This window comes from Pseudomonas lini (genome assembly GCF_964063345.1).
Classification (GTDB): domain Bacteria; phylum Pseudomonadota; class Gammaproteobacteria; order Pseudomonadales; family Pseudomonadaceae; genus Aquipseudomonas; species Aquipseudomonas lini_B.
This window is the reverse complement of record NZ_OZ061318.1, coordinates 1,800,951-1,820,435: the sequence shown is the minus strand read 5'-3', so window position 1 is coordinate 1,820,435 and position 19,485 is coordinate 1,800,951. Positions and strand designations below refer to the sequence as shown.

Genomic DNA, 19,485 nt, shown 5'->3' with positions numbered 1-19,485 from the left:
CCATGCCCGACACCATCCGATTTGAACGCGAGCGCGGCCTGCTGACCTTGCGCATCAATCGCCCCGAGAAGAAAAACGCCCTGACTCGCGCCATGTACAGCCACCTGGCCGAGGCCCTGAAGCAAGCCGATACCGACCCCGAAATCAATGCGGTGCTGATCACCGGTGGCGCTGAGTGTTTCACCGCCGGCAACGACATCTTTGATTTCCTTCAGCAACCCCCGAGCAACCTCGACAGCCCGGTATTCCACTTCATGCTCAATTTGCTGGAGTGCCGTAAACCGGTGATCGCCGCCGTGGCCGGTGCGGCGGTGGGGATCGGCACGACGATGCTGCTGCATTGCGATCTGGTTTACGTCAGCACCGACGCCCGGTTGCGCATGCCGTTCGTCAATCTCGGGTTATGCCCCGAGTTCGGTTCCAGCCTGATCCTGCCGCGTTTGCTCGGGCATGCCAAAGCGGCGCAATTGTTGCTGCTCGGCGAGGAATTCAGCGGTGCGCAGGCGGCAGCGTGGGGGATAGCGACTGAAGCCTTGGGCAGTGGCGAAGCGGTGTTGGCCAAAGCGCGGGAGATGGCGTTGCGATTTGAATTGCTGCCAGCGGAGGCGGTGCGCATCAGCAAGCAATTGATGAAAGCGCCGGGTCGGGAACAGTTGCGCAAGGTAATAGAAGAAGAGGGGGCATTGTTCACCCAGCGGTTGCGATCGCCGGAAGCGATGATGGCGTTTTCGGCATTTATCAAACGGCATTGAGTTTTTTGTTGTCTGGGCGGGCCTCTTCGCGGGCAAGCCCGCTCCCACAGGGATTGCAGGTGTCCACAAATCGAATTTCAACACAAATCTTGTGGGCGCGGGCTTGCCCGCGAAGAGGCCGGGCAAGACAACAATTTTCCAGGATCAGAATGCAAAAAGCCCCGCCATTCACATGGCGGGGCTTTTTTTTCAGCGCTCGATCACTCAGACCATCGGGTCGCCAACGTGCAGGATTTTCATCCCGTTGGTGCCGCCAGTGGTGTGGTAGCTGTCGCCCTTGGTCAGGATGACCCAGTCGCCTTTCTCCACAACGCCGCGTTTGAGCAACTCGTCGATCGCGGCCTGGCTGACTTGCTCAGGCGGCAAGGACGCCGGGTCGAACGGCACGGTGTAGACGCCACGGAACATGGCCGCGCGGGCCTGGGTTTCGCGGTGCGGGGAGAACGCGTAGATCGGCACCGAGGAACGAATGCGCGACATGATCAACGGCGTGTAGCCACTTTCGGTCAACGCGATGATCGCCTTCACACCCGGGAAGTGGTTGGCGGTGTACATGGCTGCCAGTGCGATGCTCTGGTCGCAGCTTTCGAAGACCTTGCCGATGCGGTGGCTGGAGGTCTTGCTGGTCGGGTGCTTTTCAGCGCCGACGCAGATGCGCGCCATGGCCTGTACGGCTTCCAGCGGGTACAAACCGGCGGCACTTTCGGCCGAGAGCATCACGGCGTCGGTGTAGTCGAGCACGGCGTTGGCTACGTCGGACACTTCGGCGCGGGTCGGCATCGGGTTCTGGATCATCGACTCCATCATTTGGGTCGCGACGATCACAGCTTTGTTGTGGCGGCGTGCGTGCAGAATGATTTTCTTCTGAATGCCCACCAGCTCGGCGTCGCCAATTTCCACACCCAGGTCACCACGGGCCACCATCACCGCGTCGGACGCCTGGATCAGGCCGTCGAGGGTTTCGTCGTCGGCCACGGCTTCGGCGCGTTCGATCTTCGCCACCAGCCAGGCAGTGCCGCCGGCCTCGTCGCGCAGTTGACGGGCGTAGTTCATGTCGGCGGCATCACGCGGGAAGGACACCGCGAGGTAGTCGACTTCCATTTCGGCGGCGAGCTTGATGTCGGCCTTGTCTTTCTCGGTCAGGGCCGGTGCGGTCAGGCCACCACCGCGACGGTTGATGCCTTTGTGGTCCGACAGCGGGCCGCCGATGGTCACGGTGCAATGCAGTTCGGTGGCGGTGGCGGTATCAACGCGCATGACCACGCGGCCGTCGTCGAGCAGCAGCTCGTCGCCCACGCCGCAGTCTTTCACCAGGTCCGGGTAGTCGATGCCGACTACTTGCTGGTTGCCTTCGGTCAACGGATGGCTGGTAGAGAAGGTGAATTGATCACCGATCTTCAGCTCGATCTTCTTGTTGGCGAATTTGGCGATACGGATTTTCGGGCCTTGCAGGTCACCCAGCAGGGCGACGAAGCGGCCGTGCTTGGCGGCTAGGTCACGCACCAGCTTCGCGCGAGCCTTGTGCTCGTCGGGGGTGCCGTGGGAGAAGTTCAGGCGGGCGACGTCCAGGCCAGCCAGAATCAGCTGTTCGAGAACTTCCGGCGAGTTACTGGCCGGGCCAAGGGTAGCGACGATTTTGGTGCGACGGACGGACATGCATAGACTCCTGAGTTCAAGCGCAAGCAGAGGCTACTATGGTCTTTGGGTGTAGTCATTGTTCGTTTGCACTACTTTTTGTGAAGAACTTGGTTATTGCTGACCCCGACAACTTTGCAGCAAACCAGCCTGAAGATTTCCGCCCATGGGTCGATACAGAACTCAAGACAGGAGATCCCCCATGCGATTCGTGCTCATTGCCGTCCTTGCCCTCAGTGTTGTGGGCTGCACCCGTTGGTCGATGAACCATCATTTGAATAACGCCTACAGCGCCTATGAGCGCGGCAACTGCGAGCAAGTGATGCTCGAACTGTCCAAGGTCGAACGCGCCAGCCGCGCGCGGCCGTATGTGTGGCCGGAAGTGTCGATGATGCGCGGCCAGTGCCTGGAACGACAAAAGCTGTTTATCGATGCGGCGCAGACTTACGAGTTCATCATCGCGTCCTACCCGCAAAGCGAGTACGCCTACCGCGCCCGTGCCCGCCTGGAAACCTTGCAGAGCCTGGGGCATTACCCAACCCGCAGCGCGGCGGTCGTGCGCCCGACGCGGTTCTGATTGAAGCGGCTGGCTGACCGGCGGCGGTGAGCTATAGTCGAATAAATCGATTTAGAGCCTTGTTTCTAATTCGAGGTAACACCTGTGATCGGCAGCAGTAAGCGACAGCGGATGGATGGACTGTCGCACCAGGATCGGTGAGAGCGTGGCTTATGCCTATAAAACAATAGAGCAGGCCCGTTCCGAAGCATTAGTGCGGCCCTGCTTAAGGGCCTTGCGTAGTGAAATCAGCATGTACATTGACCGCCGGATCGAGCGGCATCAACTGCCGTATTTTCTCAAAGTGTTCAACAGCGTCACCGACAAACCCATTGGCTTTCTGGGCAATCTGTCCGAGGATGGGCTGATGCTGATCAGCCAGCTGCCGATGATGGTGGGCGCCGATTTTAATCTGCGCCTGAAAATCCCCATGGAGGGCCATTGTCAGCAGGTGATCGACCTCAGTGCCTGTTGCCTGTGGTGCCAGGAGGACGCAACCCCCCACCACTATGACGCCGGGTTCAGCCTGCAACGGGCACCGCCGGAGTATGCGCAATTGGTCGAGGCGCTGAAGCAGTACTTCAGTTTTCAGCCGTTACCTGCTTCGGCCTGAAGTTAACGGTGCTTTCACTACCGCCATCGCGGGCAAGCCCGCTCCCACAGGGATCTTCGGTGATCACAAATTTTGTGAACAACATGAACCACTGTGGGAGCGGGCTTGCCCGCGATGGCGTCAGTGCAGTCACTGGAAATCTAACGCTCAGGTCACTTTGATCGCCCGCTCGATATCCAGCGACCGCTCCGCCAGCATCAACCCCATCTCACTCATCTGATAAATCGCCATCGCCAGATGCCGCTGTGTGTCGTCCAGGCTTTCTGCCAGGTCGAGCAGCAGAATGCTGACCGACGAAAAGGTTTCATAGGTCTGGATGATGAGGGCTTCGGGGTTTGCATCAGGTACGACGGTGAACATTTTCATGGCACGGTCCTGGGATGAGCGCAGCGATTCGATATCGGGTTTGAGGTAATGGTCGAGCGCCTTGTTGGCGGCGGCGTGGAGCTTTCTTGAATCGAGGAAGGCGTAGGGGGAAACCGGGTCGGTTTCGGGGGGTGGATTGGGTGTTGGTTTGAACATATTTTCGTACTCGATTGGGGCTGCCACGACCTTGCGACTAAACGAGGGGTGGCGGCTGTAAGCAGGTTAGTCGACCGGTGAGTACGAGAACCGGCGCGCCCGAGAGCGCCCTGCGAACAGCCACCATCAAGTGCGGGGGATAGGGAAAACCCGACTGGATGACGCTTATACACATCGTACAAAAACCGAGCGACTAAACCCGATCGCTGATTGGCAGCGACGCAGATCAAGTTACGGGGCAGGGCCAAGGTGCACAAGCCGGCGGATTCTGGCGGATGTGTAGTCCGTTGCGCAAGGAGGTGTAGTCAATGGACCGAGGGCTGAAGGAGCAAACGTAACCGCGTCAAAACGGAGGGTTCCGTTTGTCGGAACTGTCAAATTTTACAGGTGTTCCACAAAAGCCCCGAAGTGTAGAAGTTGTCTGACCGTGAACGCCCTCCAGAGATCAAGATCATGACTGATGAACAACCACTTTTTCCTAACCCTCAGGTGGTCATAACGTCCCCCACTGAGGGGCAGGTCATGAATTACAACTATTTTTCAGTCAAGGGGCGGGATGGCTCTCTCTGGGTCGACGTCTATAAGGTTTTACCCGGTGAAAACCTCGTGAAATTAGGCGGGTCGGTTACACCTGACGGCCTATGGCAGGTGCCCATTTACCTTCCCAATGGAGCGTATGTCCTTTGTGCTGGACTCGAATCGAACATGTCCAAACGGCTCACAATCTCGGTCGATTCAGCTGTTAACGGTCCTTACATTGACTATCCGGATAGCACTGTTGGAAACAGCCAATGGATCACCATTGGGGGCACAGGCGCTACGCCGGGCTATAGAGTCCAGGTATATGGGCCGAGTGGACTCATTGGTAGCTCCGATTTTGTTCCTGCCAATGGCACGTGGAACTACAGAGTCGACATAGGCAAATTTCCTGCCAGTTTTACGCTTCAGGTGGGGCACATTGGTGCTCCTTTCACGTCTGATCAATGCACATTTATCAAGGTCACTACACCCAATATTCTTATCCCTGTTCAGGGCGAAGTTACCAATGTAAGAGGGCCAATTTCCGGAACAGGCGCTGTTGCAAATGCCATTGTCGAGGTACTTAAGGACCTTGAACATTCGTACAAGATCGGGGAGGGCACGGCAGGGCCGCAGGGGCAGTGGAGTGTCACAAGGTTCATCAGGGATATGCCCCCCGGTCCGTTTTCGATTGTCGCGCGACAAATTGTCAGTGGGGTGCCTTCCGACGTCAGCACAGCCCGGTCGTTCAAAGTCCGTCCCCCAGCACTGACCGCCCTCACCATTTCACACCCAACCGTAACCTCGCTCAAGTTCTCAGGCACCGGCCACACCGGCGCAACGGTCGAGATCACTATCGTCAGCGGGCCACCGAATGGAACAACGCCACCAACAGTTCAGGTAGTCGCTGGCAGGTGGGAAACGACCGTGACCAACTGGCCGTTTGGCTCGTACATTCTGAGTGTGATTCAGAAAATCTCGGACAATGCCAATGGCTGGATTGAGTCGCAGCCTTACACCTTTCCCGTCAACCGGGTCCTGCCGGATCCGAGTGACATAAAGTTCACAACGGAATACCGGCCGACTTTCTCCGGCAAAGGCTACAACGGCGCTACGGTGAAGATCGCTGATCCCGGTGGCAGCACCTTCCCCGCCCCCAACGCTTCCGTGTCCAACGGCCTATGGTCGAGCCGGGCATCCCAGGAGTGGGGCCCGACATTCGAGCGGGATGTTCATATCAGGCAATTTCTTGATGGTCAGATGTCGCCGAACTGGGTTCCCCTCATCGTCACCATCCCACCGTTGGCACCTGTCATTGGCAAGGTGGAAGAGGACGGCCTCTCCCCAAAAATCTCCGGCACCTGCTGGTCGGATGCTGTGGTGGAACTCACGTTCAGCGACGCCCCCACAAAGCATCCTGCCACCGTTACCGGCACAAGCTGGACCTTTCAGCGCGGGACTCTGTTTGCCCCGGATGTACCTCACACCGTCACCGTCACCCAGATTGCTGCGGAGCAAACGTCACCCCCTGCGTCCGTAACCTTCACGGTTTACACGCCGATGCTCAAACCGGTGATCACGAAACCCGCGCCCGACTCGGAGGTTGGTCGCGACATGACTGTCGAGGGGCAGGACGGCATGGCCGGTGCCACGATGCAACTGCGCGACGCTCAATCCGGCAGAGATTTGGGCTCTCCCAAAACGCTGATCGACAACGGTGAATGGTTAATCGAACTCACTGATCTGGACTTTCGCCCGTACACCATCGATGCACAACAGACATGCAATGAGCGTGAATCCGAGCGAAGCGACATGCTCGATTTCGAGGTTGTGCTGCTGCCACCGGTCTTTACGCAGCCAACGGAAAACGGCGATCTGCCACGAACCGCGACGCTTGAGGGGGAGGGCATGCCCGACGGATTTGTCGAAGTCTGGCTGGAGGGCAATTCTGAACCTTTGCTGAGCGGTGTTCCCGTGGACGAGTACGGCCGCTGGAAGGCTGAGGTGACCTTGCCGGTGGGGGCCAAAATCATCTGGGCCAGGCAAACCTTTGATGGACAGAAATCGAAAGACAGCTCGCCGTTGAGCTACAACGTGGTGCCGGCTGCGCCGTTTATCGAAACGCCGGCGCTGGACGAACCTATTGGTCGGCGGGTGGTGATATCCGGTTTCGGCGTGCCGAGGGATACCGTGACGGTGAAGCTGGTTGGCGCTGCGTCAACGGCGCTGGGACGCAGTCCGGTGCTGGAGGATCGCACGTGGTCGGTGACGCTGATGCTCGGTCAGCCTGGTGGCCGCTGCGACCTGGTGGCTGTGGCGTCGTGCGATGGCTTCGAATCGGCCGACTCCCCTGTACGATCGGTCATGCTGGGTGCTTTTCTGCCCTCCATCGATGTACCGGCGGCGGGACGTTGGGTCAGTGATCCGGTTCGCTTCGAAGGTCAGGGTAAACCGGGAGTCGGGCAGGTCACGAGCTGGTTCAACCCTGATCAAAAATGGTCGTCCGATGTTCCCGTCAGCAGCAGTGGCTGGCAGGGCAGTGCGGCGCAGCCGTTACCCGACGGTGGCAATTGGTGCCGGTTCAGGCAAACCCTCACTGACAGTGAAGAGGGCGCGACGGTTTCCGACTGGGTGGACAGCGAACGCTTCGAAGTCGGGTCTGTGTCACCCACGAAAGGTTGATAGCGTTTCTCCGATGAACGGTCACCGTCTACTGTCATTTATGACAGTAGACGGTGATCGGCTTCAGGCGCCAAATCTCTTCTGTCAATTGCACGGCCTGACAGGCTTGTCAGGGCCGTTATCGATCCAAGGACTCCGACCATGGCTGACTCTCGCCCCGCCTTGCAACTGCTGAACCAGGTCTTTAGTAAAGATCAACGAACCCAGTACGCCGATCTCTACACCTACCTCGAAGAGGGTGGATCGATTTTTCCTCTGGTGGAAAAAGGGGTGCAGGGGCTGGTGAGGGACTTTAACGTGAGCTCCGAGGACGCCCGCCGGTTTTTGCGGCGGGCCAACAGCATGGCCATTTATGTGCGCCGCCAATTCATCGAACATAGCTTGCGCAGTCGTGAAACAGATGAGGCAGGGGCGACCAGTGGTTTGTTGTCGATGATTTCGGGACCCAGTTTCGAAACGCTGTTCAGGCCTGAGTTCGACAGTTTTTGCCCGCCGCAGGCTCTGGAGTCTCTCGCTTCGCCAGTGGCGTATCTGATCGAGCTGTTGAGGTGGATCGAGCAGCGTATCGAGTCCGTTTCGAGCAGTAATCAAAAGCTGCCGCTGCATGACCGACGCAAGGACCTGAAACCGCTGTCGGTCGATTTCAATGCGGTGTATCGATCGATGTCTGCGGTCGACATCATCGTCCCGGTGTTGGAAACCCTCATCGCCAAGCACGACGCCAGACTGGATGTTGAAGACGCGATGATCGAGGCGCGGTATCCCAATGGGCTGCCTTATTACCAGCACTGGGTAACCCTGGATGCGGTCGCCCATCACCATGGGCTTTCGGTCGGCAATTTTGCGCACCTGGTGGACATCTCTTTCCCTTATTTTTTGCAACGCCAGGCTTGGGATGCGGACGCGGGGCGTACCTTGGCCCACGCCTCACGGCTGGGGCCTTATCAGCGGCGGTTGCTGACGGAGGAGCCCCCAGACTTCGAAAGTCGCGACGCTTTTTATTTACGAAACTTCGGTGCCAAGGACGTGGCGTGGCAGAACCTTAACCAGGTGCCATTCTTTGGTGAGCGAACCAAACTCGACACCCCGGGGCTGGAGGCATTGCTGTCGATACGAGGTTTCGCACCCGTGCGCTCTGCCAACGTGACGTACCCGCAAAACAAACCTGTTGAGCCGGAAAGCTGGTGCTCCGGTTCGGTTTATCTCAATGCCAATAGCCACCCAGCGGTCAGCATTACGGGTAGCGCATCCGGCCCTTCATTCCTGCATAAATTATCAGCGGATCCCACCAGCGACGTGGGTCTTGACCGATACGACCGAATGAACCGCAAGTTGCGTCTGGATCAGTGGCTGGGGCTGCCCAGCGATCAGGTGGATGCGCTGCTGGTGGCGGCCATCAGGGCTGAATCACGCAATAGCGAGTCAGACAATGCCTGGTGGATCACGGAAAAAGTCGTGCATGCGTTGGGTCTGTTTCAGTCGTTACGCGAGCGCTACGGGTGTACGGCGCCAGACTTTGCCGCGTTTATCGATGAGTTGTCGATTTACGGTCGCGGTGAAGCGTTCTCGCAGTTTGATCAAGTCTTCAATGGCCAGGGCGATTACCGCCAACCCATGTTGCTCGATGACGGTGAGTTTTCGGTGTTGCCCGTCCAGGGCGATTCCGAATTAACGATCACCCAGTTGTGCAGCGCGTTGGGGATCGACCTGCAGACCTACCGATACCTGGCCATGGCGATTGCCGGTGCGCATGGCGTCACCGACAACAAACTCACGCGCACCCCCGCAGTCGTTTCCAGTTTCTACCGCCTGGTGAAGCTGCCCCGTCTGTTGGGCATGACGCCGGTCGAAGGCGTCCTGATGCTGACGTTATTGGGTGGGGAGGACTGGCTCTACGGCTTGGCGGGTACTCCCCGGATCCATTCGACCCAAGTCGACACGCCCGATGTGCTGAACCTCATTTACGCCCTGCATTCCTGTGTGGGGTGGTGCGCAGACCGCAAGTTTGCAGTGCTCTGGATGTTGCAGCACATCTCGCAGCCCCAGGCGTTGACCACCGACTCCGATGATGAGCGCCAGTTGTTTGAAAAAGTGCGCAGCTTGTTGCCTGGCGCGCAGTTCACCCTCTCGGCGTTGTTGATGGCGGGTGTGCCACCGCTGGCTGGCGCCAGCTGGCTGGATCTGCTGACGATGCTGGTCGATGCTGACGGGCTGGTTCTGGCGCATGCGGGTACGCAAGCCGAGTACCTGGCCTTTGCCCGGCAGGCGCTCGACGGGGCGGTGAAGGATGGCCTCGGTGATAGCGATGAAGTCACACGCGCTGCCATTGTCGAGAAAATGCTCGCCGTGCTTTTGCAGGCCCAGGAGGCTCAGGCGTCGGTGGTCAAGGAATCGCTGGCGGTTTATGCGGGCGTCAACGCCGAGCAAGCATTTCAAGTGCTGGCCTGGGTCAATGCGACGGTGCACCAATTGTTGCGCCAGGTGTTCGAACGCACCCTGTCGGATCGAGAAAATTCTCTGCGGGGACGCTACGAGCAGCCTGACCCCCTGCTCGTACTGTTGGCCGATGTACGCCGTCGCAGTGCGGTGGTGGTGAAACTGGATCTCGGCGCCCAGCTATTGCAGGACTACCTGGCTTACGGTCACAAGGCCTGGCTGAATCAGGATGACAAACATGCGTTCACGGTGAGGACGCTTTACTACCTGACGGTGCTCACCCGGGCATTTGAGTTGAGCGAGAAGCCCGCGCAGAAACTGCTCGATTATCTGCGTGAGGTCAATGCGTTGCCTGACAACCTGAGCGTTGATGCTGAGCGCCTGGCCCAGCAAGCGGCTGCGATTCGCCTGGCGGAGTTTTTCGACTGGAGTGTTCAAGAAGTGCGCGAATGTGTCAGTCGCTTCGACTCGACACACCACATCCTGAAAAGCCTGACCCAACTGGATCTGTTGATGCGCATTCGGGTCATGGCGACGCATACCGGCATGGACGCCGTGACGATTTTTTTGATCGGCAACTTGCCCGAGTCAGTAGACAAACCGAAGTATAAGGAGGCTGCCGAGCATGCGCTGCTGAGCCTGTCTGGATCCCCTGTGCCTCAGGTGGCGTTCACCGAGGATCTGCAGCAGCTTGTTACCTTGGCCTGTGTACCGGACAAGACCGAGGTGGTGGCCAACAACCCCGACGAGAAAATCACCTTCACCGTGACCCTCAAGGATATCGACGCAACGCCATTGAGCGGCGTCAAGGTTTACTGGCTTGCCAGGCTGGGCAACATCGCCACCCTGGAAACGGATACCCAAGGCGTGGTCAGGGCAGAGTTTTTGCCCGGCAAGGTCATGGGCACGGACACCCCGCAGTTCTGGCTGGATCTGTTCACGCCGCAGTACGCCCCCACCATCAATGTTATCGCTGACGCGCAGTCACTGCAGTTTCCGCCTCCACTCATGTCGCCGGTGCCGTTGGGCACCGTGGCCCGGGGTCAGGAAGTCGAACTCTACGCCACGCTGATGGACCGGTATCTAAACCTCGGGAAAAACAGCCTTGTGCGATGGGGCTACGAGGTTGTGGGCAATACCAAACTGCCTGTGCTGGTTATCCGGCCGGAGCAGACCTACACCAACCAGGAGGGCGTGACGCGAGTGATTGCCTCCAGCCCTACCGGCGGCACGTTTGAGATCAGTGTTCTGAGCGAAGAAGGAGAATCCATGGCTCATTTCGAACCCGTTACGTTCGACGGCGAGGAGGCAGGCCAATGAACGCTATCGCTGACTGGACCTGCGTTCCCGGCTCACACCCTCAGGAGAAAGGACTATGGCACTGAACAATATGGCTGGCCTGCTCGAAAAGCGCCGTAATGCGCTGGTCGAGTTCTGCATCGGGAAGTTCGGGGCCGGCGAATCGCCAAAGTACAACTTCCTGAAAACCCCGGCAGACCTGTTCGAACTGCTGCGCATGGATCCCCTGGACAACTACCCGGTTCAGAGTTCCTGGGTAGCCGAAGCGACGAGCTGCGCCCAGCAGTTTATCCATGCCGCGTACCGCAAGCTGGAGCCAGGCTATACGACGATCGAGTTCGATAAAAGAGATTTGGCGACTTGGGAGCTTTACAGCAATTACCCGGATTGGGCCGCGCGGCAACTGATCGCGATCTACCCGGAAAATTTCATGACCCCCTTTGTGCGACAGCGCAAGACCAGTCTGTTCAAAACCCTTGAAAACAACCTCAATCAGACCCGCCTGAACAGCGATTCGGTACAGGCAGCCCTGCAGGACTACCTGAAAACGTTCGAGCAGACCTGCAACCTGGATGTGATCAGCAGCTACATGGACGGTGCCTCGCCGGCACGTGCCGATTATTACTTTGTCGGTCGCCAGCGGGTGCCGCCTTACCAGTATTTCTGGCGCAAGGCGGAGGTGGAACTCTCGCCAACCGATGTCGCCCTCAATCCCGCGGTGTGGAATGAATGGCAGGCGGTGGATATTCCGGCCGGAGCCAAAGTGTTGGACATTCGCCCGGTGTTCTGGAGCGGGCGATTGTGCCTGGTGTGGGCCGAGTGGCGGGACAAGGTTGAGGGATCGGATGGCCAGAGCATTCCGCACTGGCTGGACATCAATCTGGCGTTCATGAGTCAAAACGGCCAGTGGTCGGCACCGTTGAGCATGCACAGTTCCGCGCAGGCGACAGATCACTCCAAGGACAAAGACGTTCGACTGATTGCGACCGTGTGGGCTGATCATCACAACCCCAAGGGCAAGTTGGGGGTGTTGTTGACGAACCGCAAAGGGGACGGGAGTGAGCCCGGTCTGAATGTGACAGCGGTACGCGATGTGCTTTTCCGTCCCTTGCCCGAAGACGATGGCGGTTGGCTGGAGTACGCCGCGGACAAACGCTTTGTCGCCGCCGAAACGGTGCAGCATCCGTTGCTGAACCAGCCGACCCTCGTCGCCAATGTGTCCACACAGGGGACCCTGGAGCCTTACCTGGATGTGCAGGCCGTGGCGTTTCGCGTCGATAACGACGACGTGCTGATTGTCCAGGGACTTTTGAGACCCACGGGTAATACCAGTACCAGTAACGTTGAATTGGAATTGGCGTTGAAAAGCCCTGCCGACGGCGACCCGGGACCGATCAAAACCTCCCTGCCACTTGCCGGTGGCAGGGGCACCGAATGGCAAGTCTTCAAACGGACGAAAGGTACGTGGGGGACGCCGATCTTTACTTTTGGCACTACCACGGATGGATATGGACTCAAAGAATTTGCATTGACGATTGCCAACGTAACGGACTTCAACCCGGCGGCATTGCTCAAAAACACTTCCAATGCGGCGCAGTTTATTGCTTTCAACCAGCCAAGCTGGACGCTTAGATTCACCCGTCTGAATTCGCTGTTCGGTCCCGAACTGGTGCAACGCTCCAATATTTCCGTGGATGCCGTACTGGATTGGGACACCCAGTTTCTATCGGAACCGCCCCCCGGTTCTGCAATGATCAGCGAGCCGAACGGTGCATTCAACGGCGCCAATGGCTTGTTTTTCTGGGAGCTGTTTTTTCATTTGCCGCATCTGGTCTCGACGCGTCTGCGCACAGAGGACCGTTTTCTGGAGGCGCAAAAATGGCTGCATTACCTGTTTGATCCACAAGCACCGGCGGACATTACAAAACCGGTAGATCCCAAACCGCGTTACTGGCGCTGCCGGCCATTGGACGTCGTCAAAGGCAATGTAGGCTTTGAAACCCGCGCACCGACCGATCCGGACGCCATCGGCTATTCCGCGCCCTACCATTTCCAGATCCTGGTGTTTACTGAATACGTCAAGAACCTGGTCGCCTGGGGCGACTGGTATTACCGCCAGCTCACCCGTGACAGCCTGGTGGCGGCCAAGTTGTGTTACGTCCAGGCCGAGTTCTTCATGGGTAAGGCCCCCACCGTGCGGACAGTGAACCGTTGGGAAACCGACACAGTGGATGGCCTTTTGGGCAAGAGCCTGTCGCGGCCGGCGCTTGAGCAGTTTGAACAAGCCCTCGTGTTCAACCTGGCGGACTTTCCTGCCGGCGCCGACGAACCGCCCGAGCTCGGGTTGCTGGCGAACAATCCTTTCAAACTCCCGATCAATGACCAGTTGCTTGCGCTGTACGACTTGCCCGGCCAACGCCTGCATAACCTGCGCAATCACCTCACACTTGATGGCATGACGATGGAGATCCCGCTTTTCAGCCCTCCCACCGATCCCAATCAATTGTTGCGAGACCTGGCGGCCGGGGGCGTTGGCGCGCCGAGACCCATGGGCGGGCGGCTGGTGGTCGGTGCTTTCCGTTGGCGCGTGACGTTCGAGGCGGCGTTGCGTGCGGTGCAAACCCTGCAGGAATACGGCACCCAGGTGCTGCGCTTGCTTGAGCAGCGGGATCGGATCGAGCAGGAAGAAATGCAGCAAGACCATCTGGTGAAACTGGGCACCTATGCCCAGACCGTGCAGGAATATGCCATCGACCAGTTAAAGGCGAATGTGGTCGCGCTGGAGCAAAGCCGGGCCGTGGCGGCGGAACGGGCCGAGTCCTACGGGGCACTCTATGACGAAAATGTGTCGGCAGTTGAATACGAGGTCATGGAAAGTCTGCAGGAGTCAAAAAAACTGTCACTGGTGTCCTCAAGCATCAAGCCGGCAGCCGGGGCGCTGGCAGCTCTGCCCAATGTGTTCGGTTTGGCCAATGGTGGATTTCGCCCCGACGAACTCATCAATGCAGTGTGCTTCGGATTGGACATCGCCTCGGCGGTCAAGCAACTGGATGCGGACAAGCAAGCCATCACCGAAGCTTACCGCCGGCGCCGTAACGAATGGGCGCTGCAGCGCAATCAAGCGGCAGCGGAGATCCGGGCGATCGATGAACAGATCGCGGCCCAGAAGCATGCCGTCGAGGCGGCCAAAACCAGTCTGCAGCAGACCCTCACGGCCAACAGTCAGGCGCTGACGGTTTACAACTTCCTCAAGAAGCGTGCGACCAATGCCGAACTGTTCGGCTGGTTGCTGGGCCAGTTCAAGGCTCTGCACTATCAGGCGTACGATGCGGTCGTCAGTTTGTGCCTCAATGCCCAGGCCTCGTTGAACGCGGAAACCGGTGATTACGACGCGAATCTCCCCTTGCCCCAGGTCTGGCTGGATAACCGTCACGGCTTGACCGCAGGCGAACACCTGCGCGGACATTTGTTGCGCATGGAGCGTGAATACCTGCAACGCCATGAGCGTCGGCTGGAATTGGTCAAAACCGTATCCTTGCGGCAACTGTTTGACGACAAGGTCGAACCGCAAGTGGGGATCGACAATTGGACGTCTGCGCTGCAGCAGTTGCAGGACCAGGGGACACTGGAATTCAAACTTACCCAGCTGCTGTTCGATCGCGATCATCCGGGGCATTACTGCCGACAAATCAGCTCGATCGAGGTCGATCTGCCGGTGCTGACCAGCTATTACGAAAATGCACGAGCAAGCTTGTTGCAGATCAGCAGCATGATCGCGACCCAGGCATCGAGTCAGTCTGTGAGGTATTTGCACAACTCGGACAATGCCACAGGCCCCGCCGACGTGCAGGTCAACCTGCGCAGCGGTCAACAAATTGTCTTGTCGACAGGGATTGCCGATAACGGCATGACGGCCATGAAACCTGATGAAGGGTTGCTCAACCCCTTCGAAAACACCGGGGCAGTGTCGCGCTGGACGTTGAGTTTTCCACGGCCGACAAAAGAGTCGCAGCACGCCATGCTGCTCTCGTTGACGGATGTCATTCTGCGGATCCGTTTCACGGCCAAAGCTGGCAAGCCGACCTTCGCGCGAACCGTCGAAGACCTGGTGACCCAAGCCGAAAACGCGGAGAAAAACCCAACCGTCGAAGGAGCCGTCCGTCATGAATGAACCGATCATCCTGGCCAGTGAAAGTCTGGTGCGCAATGGCGATTTCAAGCAGGGGTTTTCCGATTGGACGAAAGGTCCGATAAATCCAGGCTGGTTGAGTAGAGTGAGTGAATTCCATGAAGGTGAACTGATTCTGTTTTTGAAGTCTGGAAACAAGTCTTCGGTCAGTCAGTCGTTGGAGGTCCCAAAGGATCCCATTGAGCAAGCGCGCTATGTCCTCAGTTTCTGGTGTGAGACGCGGCATACCGAAGCGGGCATGCTGAAGATCAGCATCGATGGGCAGCAAGAGACATTGGAAATCCTGTTGCCGCCGGGGGCATCACGGGATGTGGAGGAGGATCAGGCGCGGCTGAGGAGCGGTCAGCCGCTGGAGTTCAAGCCGATCAAGTACGAAGTCGAACTGGCGCTACCATTCAGTGCGGGGGACATGCTCACAGTCGACGTGTCCAGCCCGGCCAATGCCCCCAATGACCTCATCTCGGGCATCTGCATCACTCGTATCAATCTTCAATTGCATCTGGAGCCAGCGGTGATGCAAACGCTGATGCTTGACGAGGAACTGGTGCCGCCGTCCAAGCCTTTGTACCTGTGCCTGGGAGCCACCGCGAGTTCCGTGAGTGGAGCTCACCGGCTGAAATTCATGCTCGCGCCGGACAACGCCTGGCTAGGCACCCAAGCTGCGTTGACCAGCGACGACAACCCGCAGGGTGCGATTGTCGCGACGCCTGCCTGGGGCGAGGATCATCCGCTTGAGGATCTATGGCAGCTCGATTGCCCGTGGATCGGTGATGAGGAGCCCTACCTCTTCTTGATGAACCTGCTTAACCAATACACCGCCGAGCCTTATCCGGTGACAGCGTCGCTGGGGCATCATCGGCTGGTGTTCAGCGACGTGCACGAGGCGGCGTATTACCCGGTGCTTGAATACGGGCAGGGTGTGTGTCTGGGGGTTCAAGTGGCGTCGTATTACACCGGCCAGCCCCTCGCCGGGCGAACGGTGACCTGGACAATTGCAGGCCAAGGGGTGAAAGGCGCTGGTGTCACGAACGACCGAGGCTGGGCTTACTTCGATTTTGAGCCGGTGGCAGCGGGTAACGTTGTCATTCAGGCCTCTGTCGATAGCCCCTATTACACCGTTGGCGTGGTCACTCAGGCGTTGGACGTTCGGGTATTGGCGACGGATCCGTGGAAGGACGTATTGGCGGTCGTCGAGGGCGATGAGAAGCGCTGGGAGGAAAAAACCGGCTATCCCAACCGGGGCTCGGATTATCCCCTGACGTTGAAACTGCCTGCAAACAGTCCGTTGTTGGGCACGGAACTGTCGTTGCGCTGGAGCGGCGATTCCCATGAGCAACTGGGGGTTGTTGTCAGCCCGGCGCTTGGAGATTCGGTGCCGGTCATCGGTGTCGACATGGTCTGGACCCTGAGGAGCGAGGATCGTCTTGACGGTCAGTTTGATCTGGCGCTGGCCTGCTCGAAGCTGTTGTCGCCGTCACCGAAAAAACGCATGTCGCTGGCGCGCAATCTGGTCAAGGTCGGTGAGGTGCGCGAGGCCAACAAGTATCCGGTGCTGGATGAAAACGAAAGCGTGCTGTTGCGGGTGCAGGTGGTGCATGTGATGGTCAGTGGCGACGGTGATCCGGTGAACAATGCGTGGGTCGACTGGATAACCCCTGATGGCACGATTTCGACCCGATCCGGTGCCGGTGGCTGGGCCAGCGTGCTGTATGCGCCGAAAGTCGCCGGGGATCAGGTTGTCAAGGCCAGCATCAAGGCCCATGCGGAGGCCGTTGCTGTTGAACAGCCTTTCGATGTGAAGGCAATTGCGACCAGCCCCTGGAAGACTGAAGTCAAGTTCCTGCTGGATGACGTGGAAGTCGAGCGCAATACCCTCGGCGTGGTCTGCCGGCGTGGACAGACACATACCTTGAAGGTTGTGCCGGCTTCCGGCAGTGCGTGGGTTGGCAAAAACATCAGTGTGCATTGGCGAGGCGCCGCACCGGATATCGGACTGGTGCCCGGCGATCTTGGTGTGCTCAAGCCTCTCGTGGCAGCCGGTGTGCAATGGAAACTGGTCTCACAAGCGAATGGCAGCGTCAGCAGTCTGTTTGAGCTGGAGCTTCGCCTTGAAGGCGTTTCAACCGTTCGGGAGCTGTCCGGGCGCTTGATGTCCGTGGACCTGATGGAAGAAGTGAGCCTGATGCTGGATCAGATACAGGCGGCGCTGGACAGTCAGGCGTTCTATCCGTGTCTGGGGGCCCTTCACCGCTTTAACGTGTTGACCCATGCACTGAGCCCGTTGGTGGGGTTGGAGTCATCGCTGGCATGGTCGGGGACGCCGGCCGATCAGTTGGGCGCAACCGTTCAACCGCCCCTGAACCTCCCGCAAAACCTGAGCGATGGGGGCGCGACCTGGACGCTGGACTTCACCGCCAGTCAGACACCGGGCGATTTTGCGCTGGCCCTGGCACTGCCTCAGTTGAACTTCGTTGCCAGCGCCAAGCCGATGCTGCTGGCGCACAACAAAATCAGGATCGAGGCGTGGCGTGAATCGCCGGTGGACCCTGTGATGGGGCAGGAGCCTGCATGGTCGTGGGTTCAGGTGTTCTCTCACTTCACCGGGCAGGCTGTGGATAAGGCACTCGTGACGTGGACGACGCCGCAGGGGCCAAGAGAGTTGCCAGCCGACGCTGATGGCTGGTGCGGTTTGGATTTTGCTTCGACAAGCGCTGGAACACATCAGGTTCAGGCGTCGCTGTTCAGTCCGTACGACGGTTTTGAAGACAAGCGCTCCATGGACTTTACGACACTGGCGAGCGATCCGTGGACCGGGCTGTTGGTCAAGTTTGACGGCGGACCGGCTCACGCCTGGGGCGAAAAGACCTACTTTCCGCGTCGCAAGGGCAAACACATGCTTGAGCTGTTCGCTGTCGAGAACAGCCCGTTGTTTGATCGTGAATTGACGCTCGGCATGACGGGGACCGGGCCTGGCGAACTGGGTATCAGGTTTGTGCCGGAGGCCTTGGGGGTGTCACGCACGTTTTACGACGTGGTGAACTTGCAGTACGCGTTCAAGGTGGGCGATCTGAAGGACGCGAGTTTTGCGTTGAGGTTGTCGTCAGAGCGACTGGCGAGTCTTTCGCCGGCGAATGCGATGTCGTTGGGTGAAGGCGCGCAGGTGGTGAAAATCGCCGGAAACAGCCGCGTGGATCAGACGCTGGATTGGGGGCAGGAATTTTTTGGGCAAGTCACCGTAGTGTCGGTCACCAGTGGCAGGCCGATGGTGGGGTGGGCGGTGACCTGGCGCAATCCGGACCTAGGGTTTGTGACCTCGGTGACGGATTTCTATGGGGTGGCGAAAGTGCGTTTTGTTCCAACTACGCCAGGTACGGCTGAGCTGACGGCAACAGTGGGGGATGGAATCTACGCGCAGATGATTTCGTTGCCGTTCGAGGTAAATGATCCACGTGAAATCAGCCAATTTATCATTATCCGTCCAGGTACTTATCCGGGAGACATGTTCGAAGCTCAGGCCACCATTGTGTCGAGTATCAGTGGTCTGCCGCTCAATAATGTTGAGGTTATGTGGGAGTTCGATAGTGTTTGGCTCACGCCGGCTCTGACTGATGTAGAGGGGCGGGCGACGGTTGCTATCAGGTTTGAGACACCAGGTGAAAAGGTGTTAACGGCTGCGGTGCGTGGCGGCCTGGGAGGCTGGGATGCTGCGTTGGTGGTGTTTACGGTGGAAGATGTTGTGCCGGTAATTGAAAAATTAGACGCAAATTATGTAGTTCATTTAGATCGTTTTATTTACGCTGAGGTATTAGTGGTTGCATCGAATGATGGAAAAGGTTGGCCCGGACTCACGATTGATTGGACTTTCCAGGGGGCAACGGTGCCTTCTACTATCACTTACTTGACGGGGAAATCCCAAGGAACCATTAAATCGAGTGCAATTGGTGTCTTTCCTCTCACTGCTTCCCTGGCTGATTACCCACAGTCGAAATCTATTGGCGTTGAAGTGGTCGGCCTGGATGCACCGCTAATTAAGCGCGTTGGCAGGCTAGGGAATGGATTTTTCGAGGCATTCATTACAGATGGTCACATGACACCAATTGTCGGGAAAACAGTCTTCTGGCGTGTTGATGACTTGGTACTTGAACCTACGATTACAGGGACTGACGGCATTGCCAAAATTCATGTCTCGCAGACTTTTGGCACTCTTTTTCCCGGGATTTTGATAGGTGCGACTAACTACCTATATGAAGTAAGGTTTCGAATCTAAAAATGAATGATTCGA

9 protein-coding genes are annotated in these 19,485 nt (G+C 58.1%); 7 read left to right on the top strand and 2 right to left on the bottom strand.

The window, feature by feature from the left end:
* Nucleotides 1–2 precede the first annotated feature (2 nt).
* The gene (locus AB3226_RS08200) at nt 3–752 is read left to right on the top strand and encodes an enoyl-CoA hydratase-related protein (RefSeq protein WP_367372708.1); all 750 of its coding nucleotides are present in this window, start codon (nt 3–5) and stop codon (nt 750–752) included.
* Between the two features lie 204 nt (nt 753–956).
* Here the strand turns inward: AB3226_RS08200 and pyk are convergent, their stop codons facing one another.
* Entirely contained in the window at nt 957–2,408 is a 1,452-nt protein-coding gene (gene pyk / locus AB3226_RS08195) for a pyruvate kinase (RefSeq protein ID WP_367372707.1), read from the bottom strand.
* A gap of 181 nt (nt 2,409–2,589) precedes the next feature.
* On the opposite strand from pyk, the gene AB3226_RS08190 reads away from it, so the two are divergent.
* A complete protein-coding gene (locus AB3226_RS08190; RefSeq protein ID WP_367372706.1) occupies nt 2,590–2,964 on the top strand; it encodes a tol-pal system YbgF family protein in 375 nt (124 codons plus the stop codon).
* Between the two features lie 232 nt (nt 2,965–3,196).
* The gene (locus AB3226_RS08185) at nt 3,197–3,556 is read left to right on the top strand and encodes a PilZ domain-containing protein (protein ID WP_367372705.1); all 360 of its coding nucleotides are present in this window, start codon (nt 3,197–3,199) and stop codon (nt 3,554–3,556) included.
* A 147-nt stretch (nt 3,557–3,703) separates the two neighbouring features.
* On the opposite strand, the gene AB3226_RS08180 is transcribed toward AB3226_RS08185, so the two are convergent.
* On the bottom strand, nt 3,704–4,078 hold the full coding sequence (locus AB3226_RS08180) for a DUF6124 family protein (protein ID WP_367372704.1): 375 nt from the start codon (nt 4,076–4,078) through the stop codon (nt 3,704–3,706).
* Nucleotides 4,079–4,600: 522 nt separating this feature from the next.
* Here AB3226_RS08180 and AB3226_RS08175 point away from each other — a divergent pair.
* From AB3226_RS08175 to AB3226_RS08160, 4 genes are all read left to right on the top strand, one after another.
* Nucleotides 4,601–7,279 carry a hypothetical protein gene (locus tag AB3226_RS08175; RefSeq protein ID WP_367372703.1) on the top strand — a complete coding sequence of 893 codons (2,679 nt, stop codon included), beginning with the start codon at nt 4,601–4,603 and terminating at the stop codon, nt 7,277–7,279.
* A gap of 141 nt (nt 7,280–7,420) precedes the next feature.
* On the top strand, nt 7,421–11,035 hold the full coding sequence (locus AB3226_RS08170; RefSeq protein ID WP_367372702.1) for a Tc toxin subunit A: 3,615 nt from the start codon (nt 7,421–7,423) through the stop codon (nt 11,033–11,035).
* Between the two features lie 55 nt (nt 11,036–11,090).
* A complete protein-coding gene (locus tag AB3226_RS08165) occupies nt 11,091–15,185 on the top strand; it encodes a neuraminidase-like domain-containing protein (protein ID WP_367372701.1) in 4,095 nt (1,364 codons plus the stop codon).
* Nucleotides 15,178–19,470 (top strand): hypothetical protein, encoded by a 4,293-nt coding sequence (locus AB3226_RS08160; RefSeq protein WP_367372700.1) that lies wholly within the window; start codon nt 15,178–15,180, stop codon nt 19,468–19,470. The genes AB3226_RS08165 and AB3226_RS08160 overlap by 8 nt, the downstream gene beginning before the upstream one ends.
* Nucleotides 19,471–19,485: the final 15 nt, after the last annotated feature.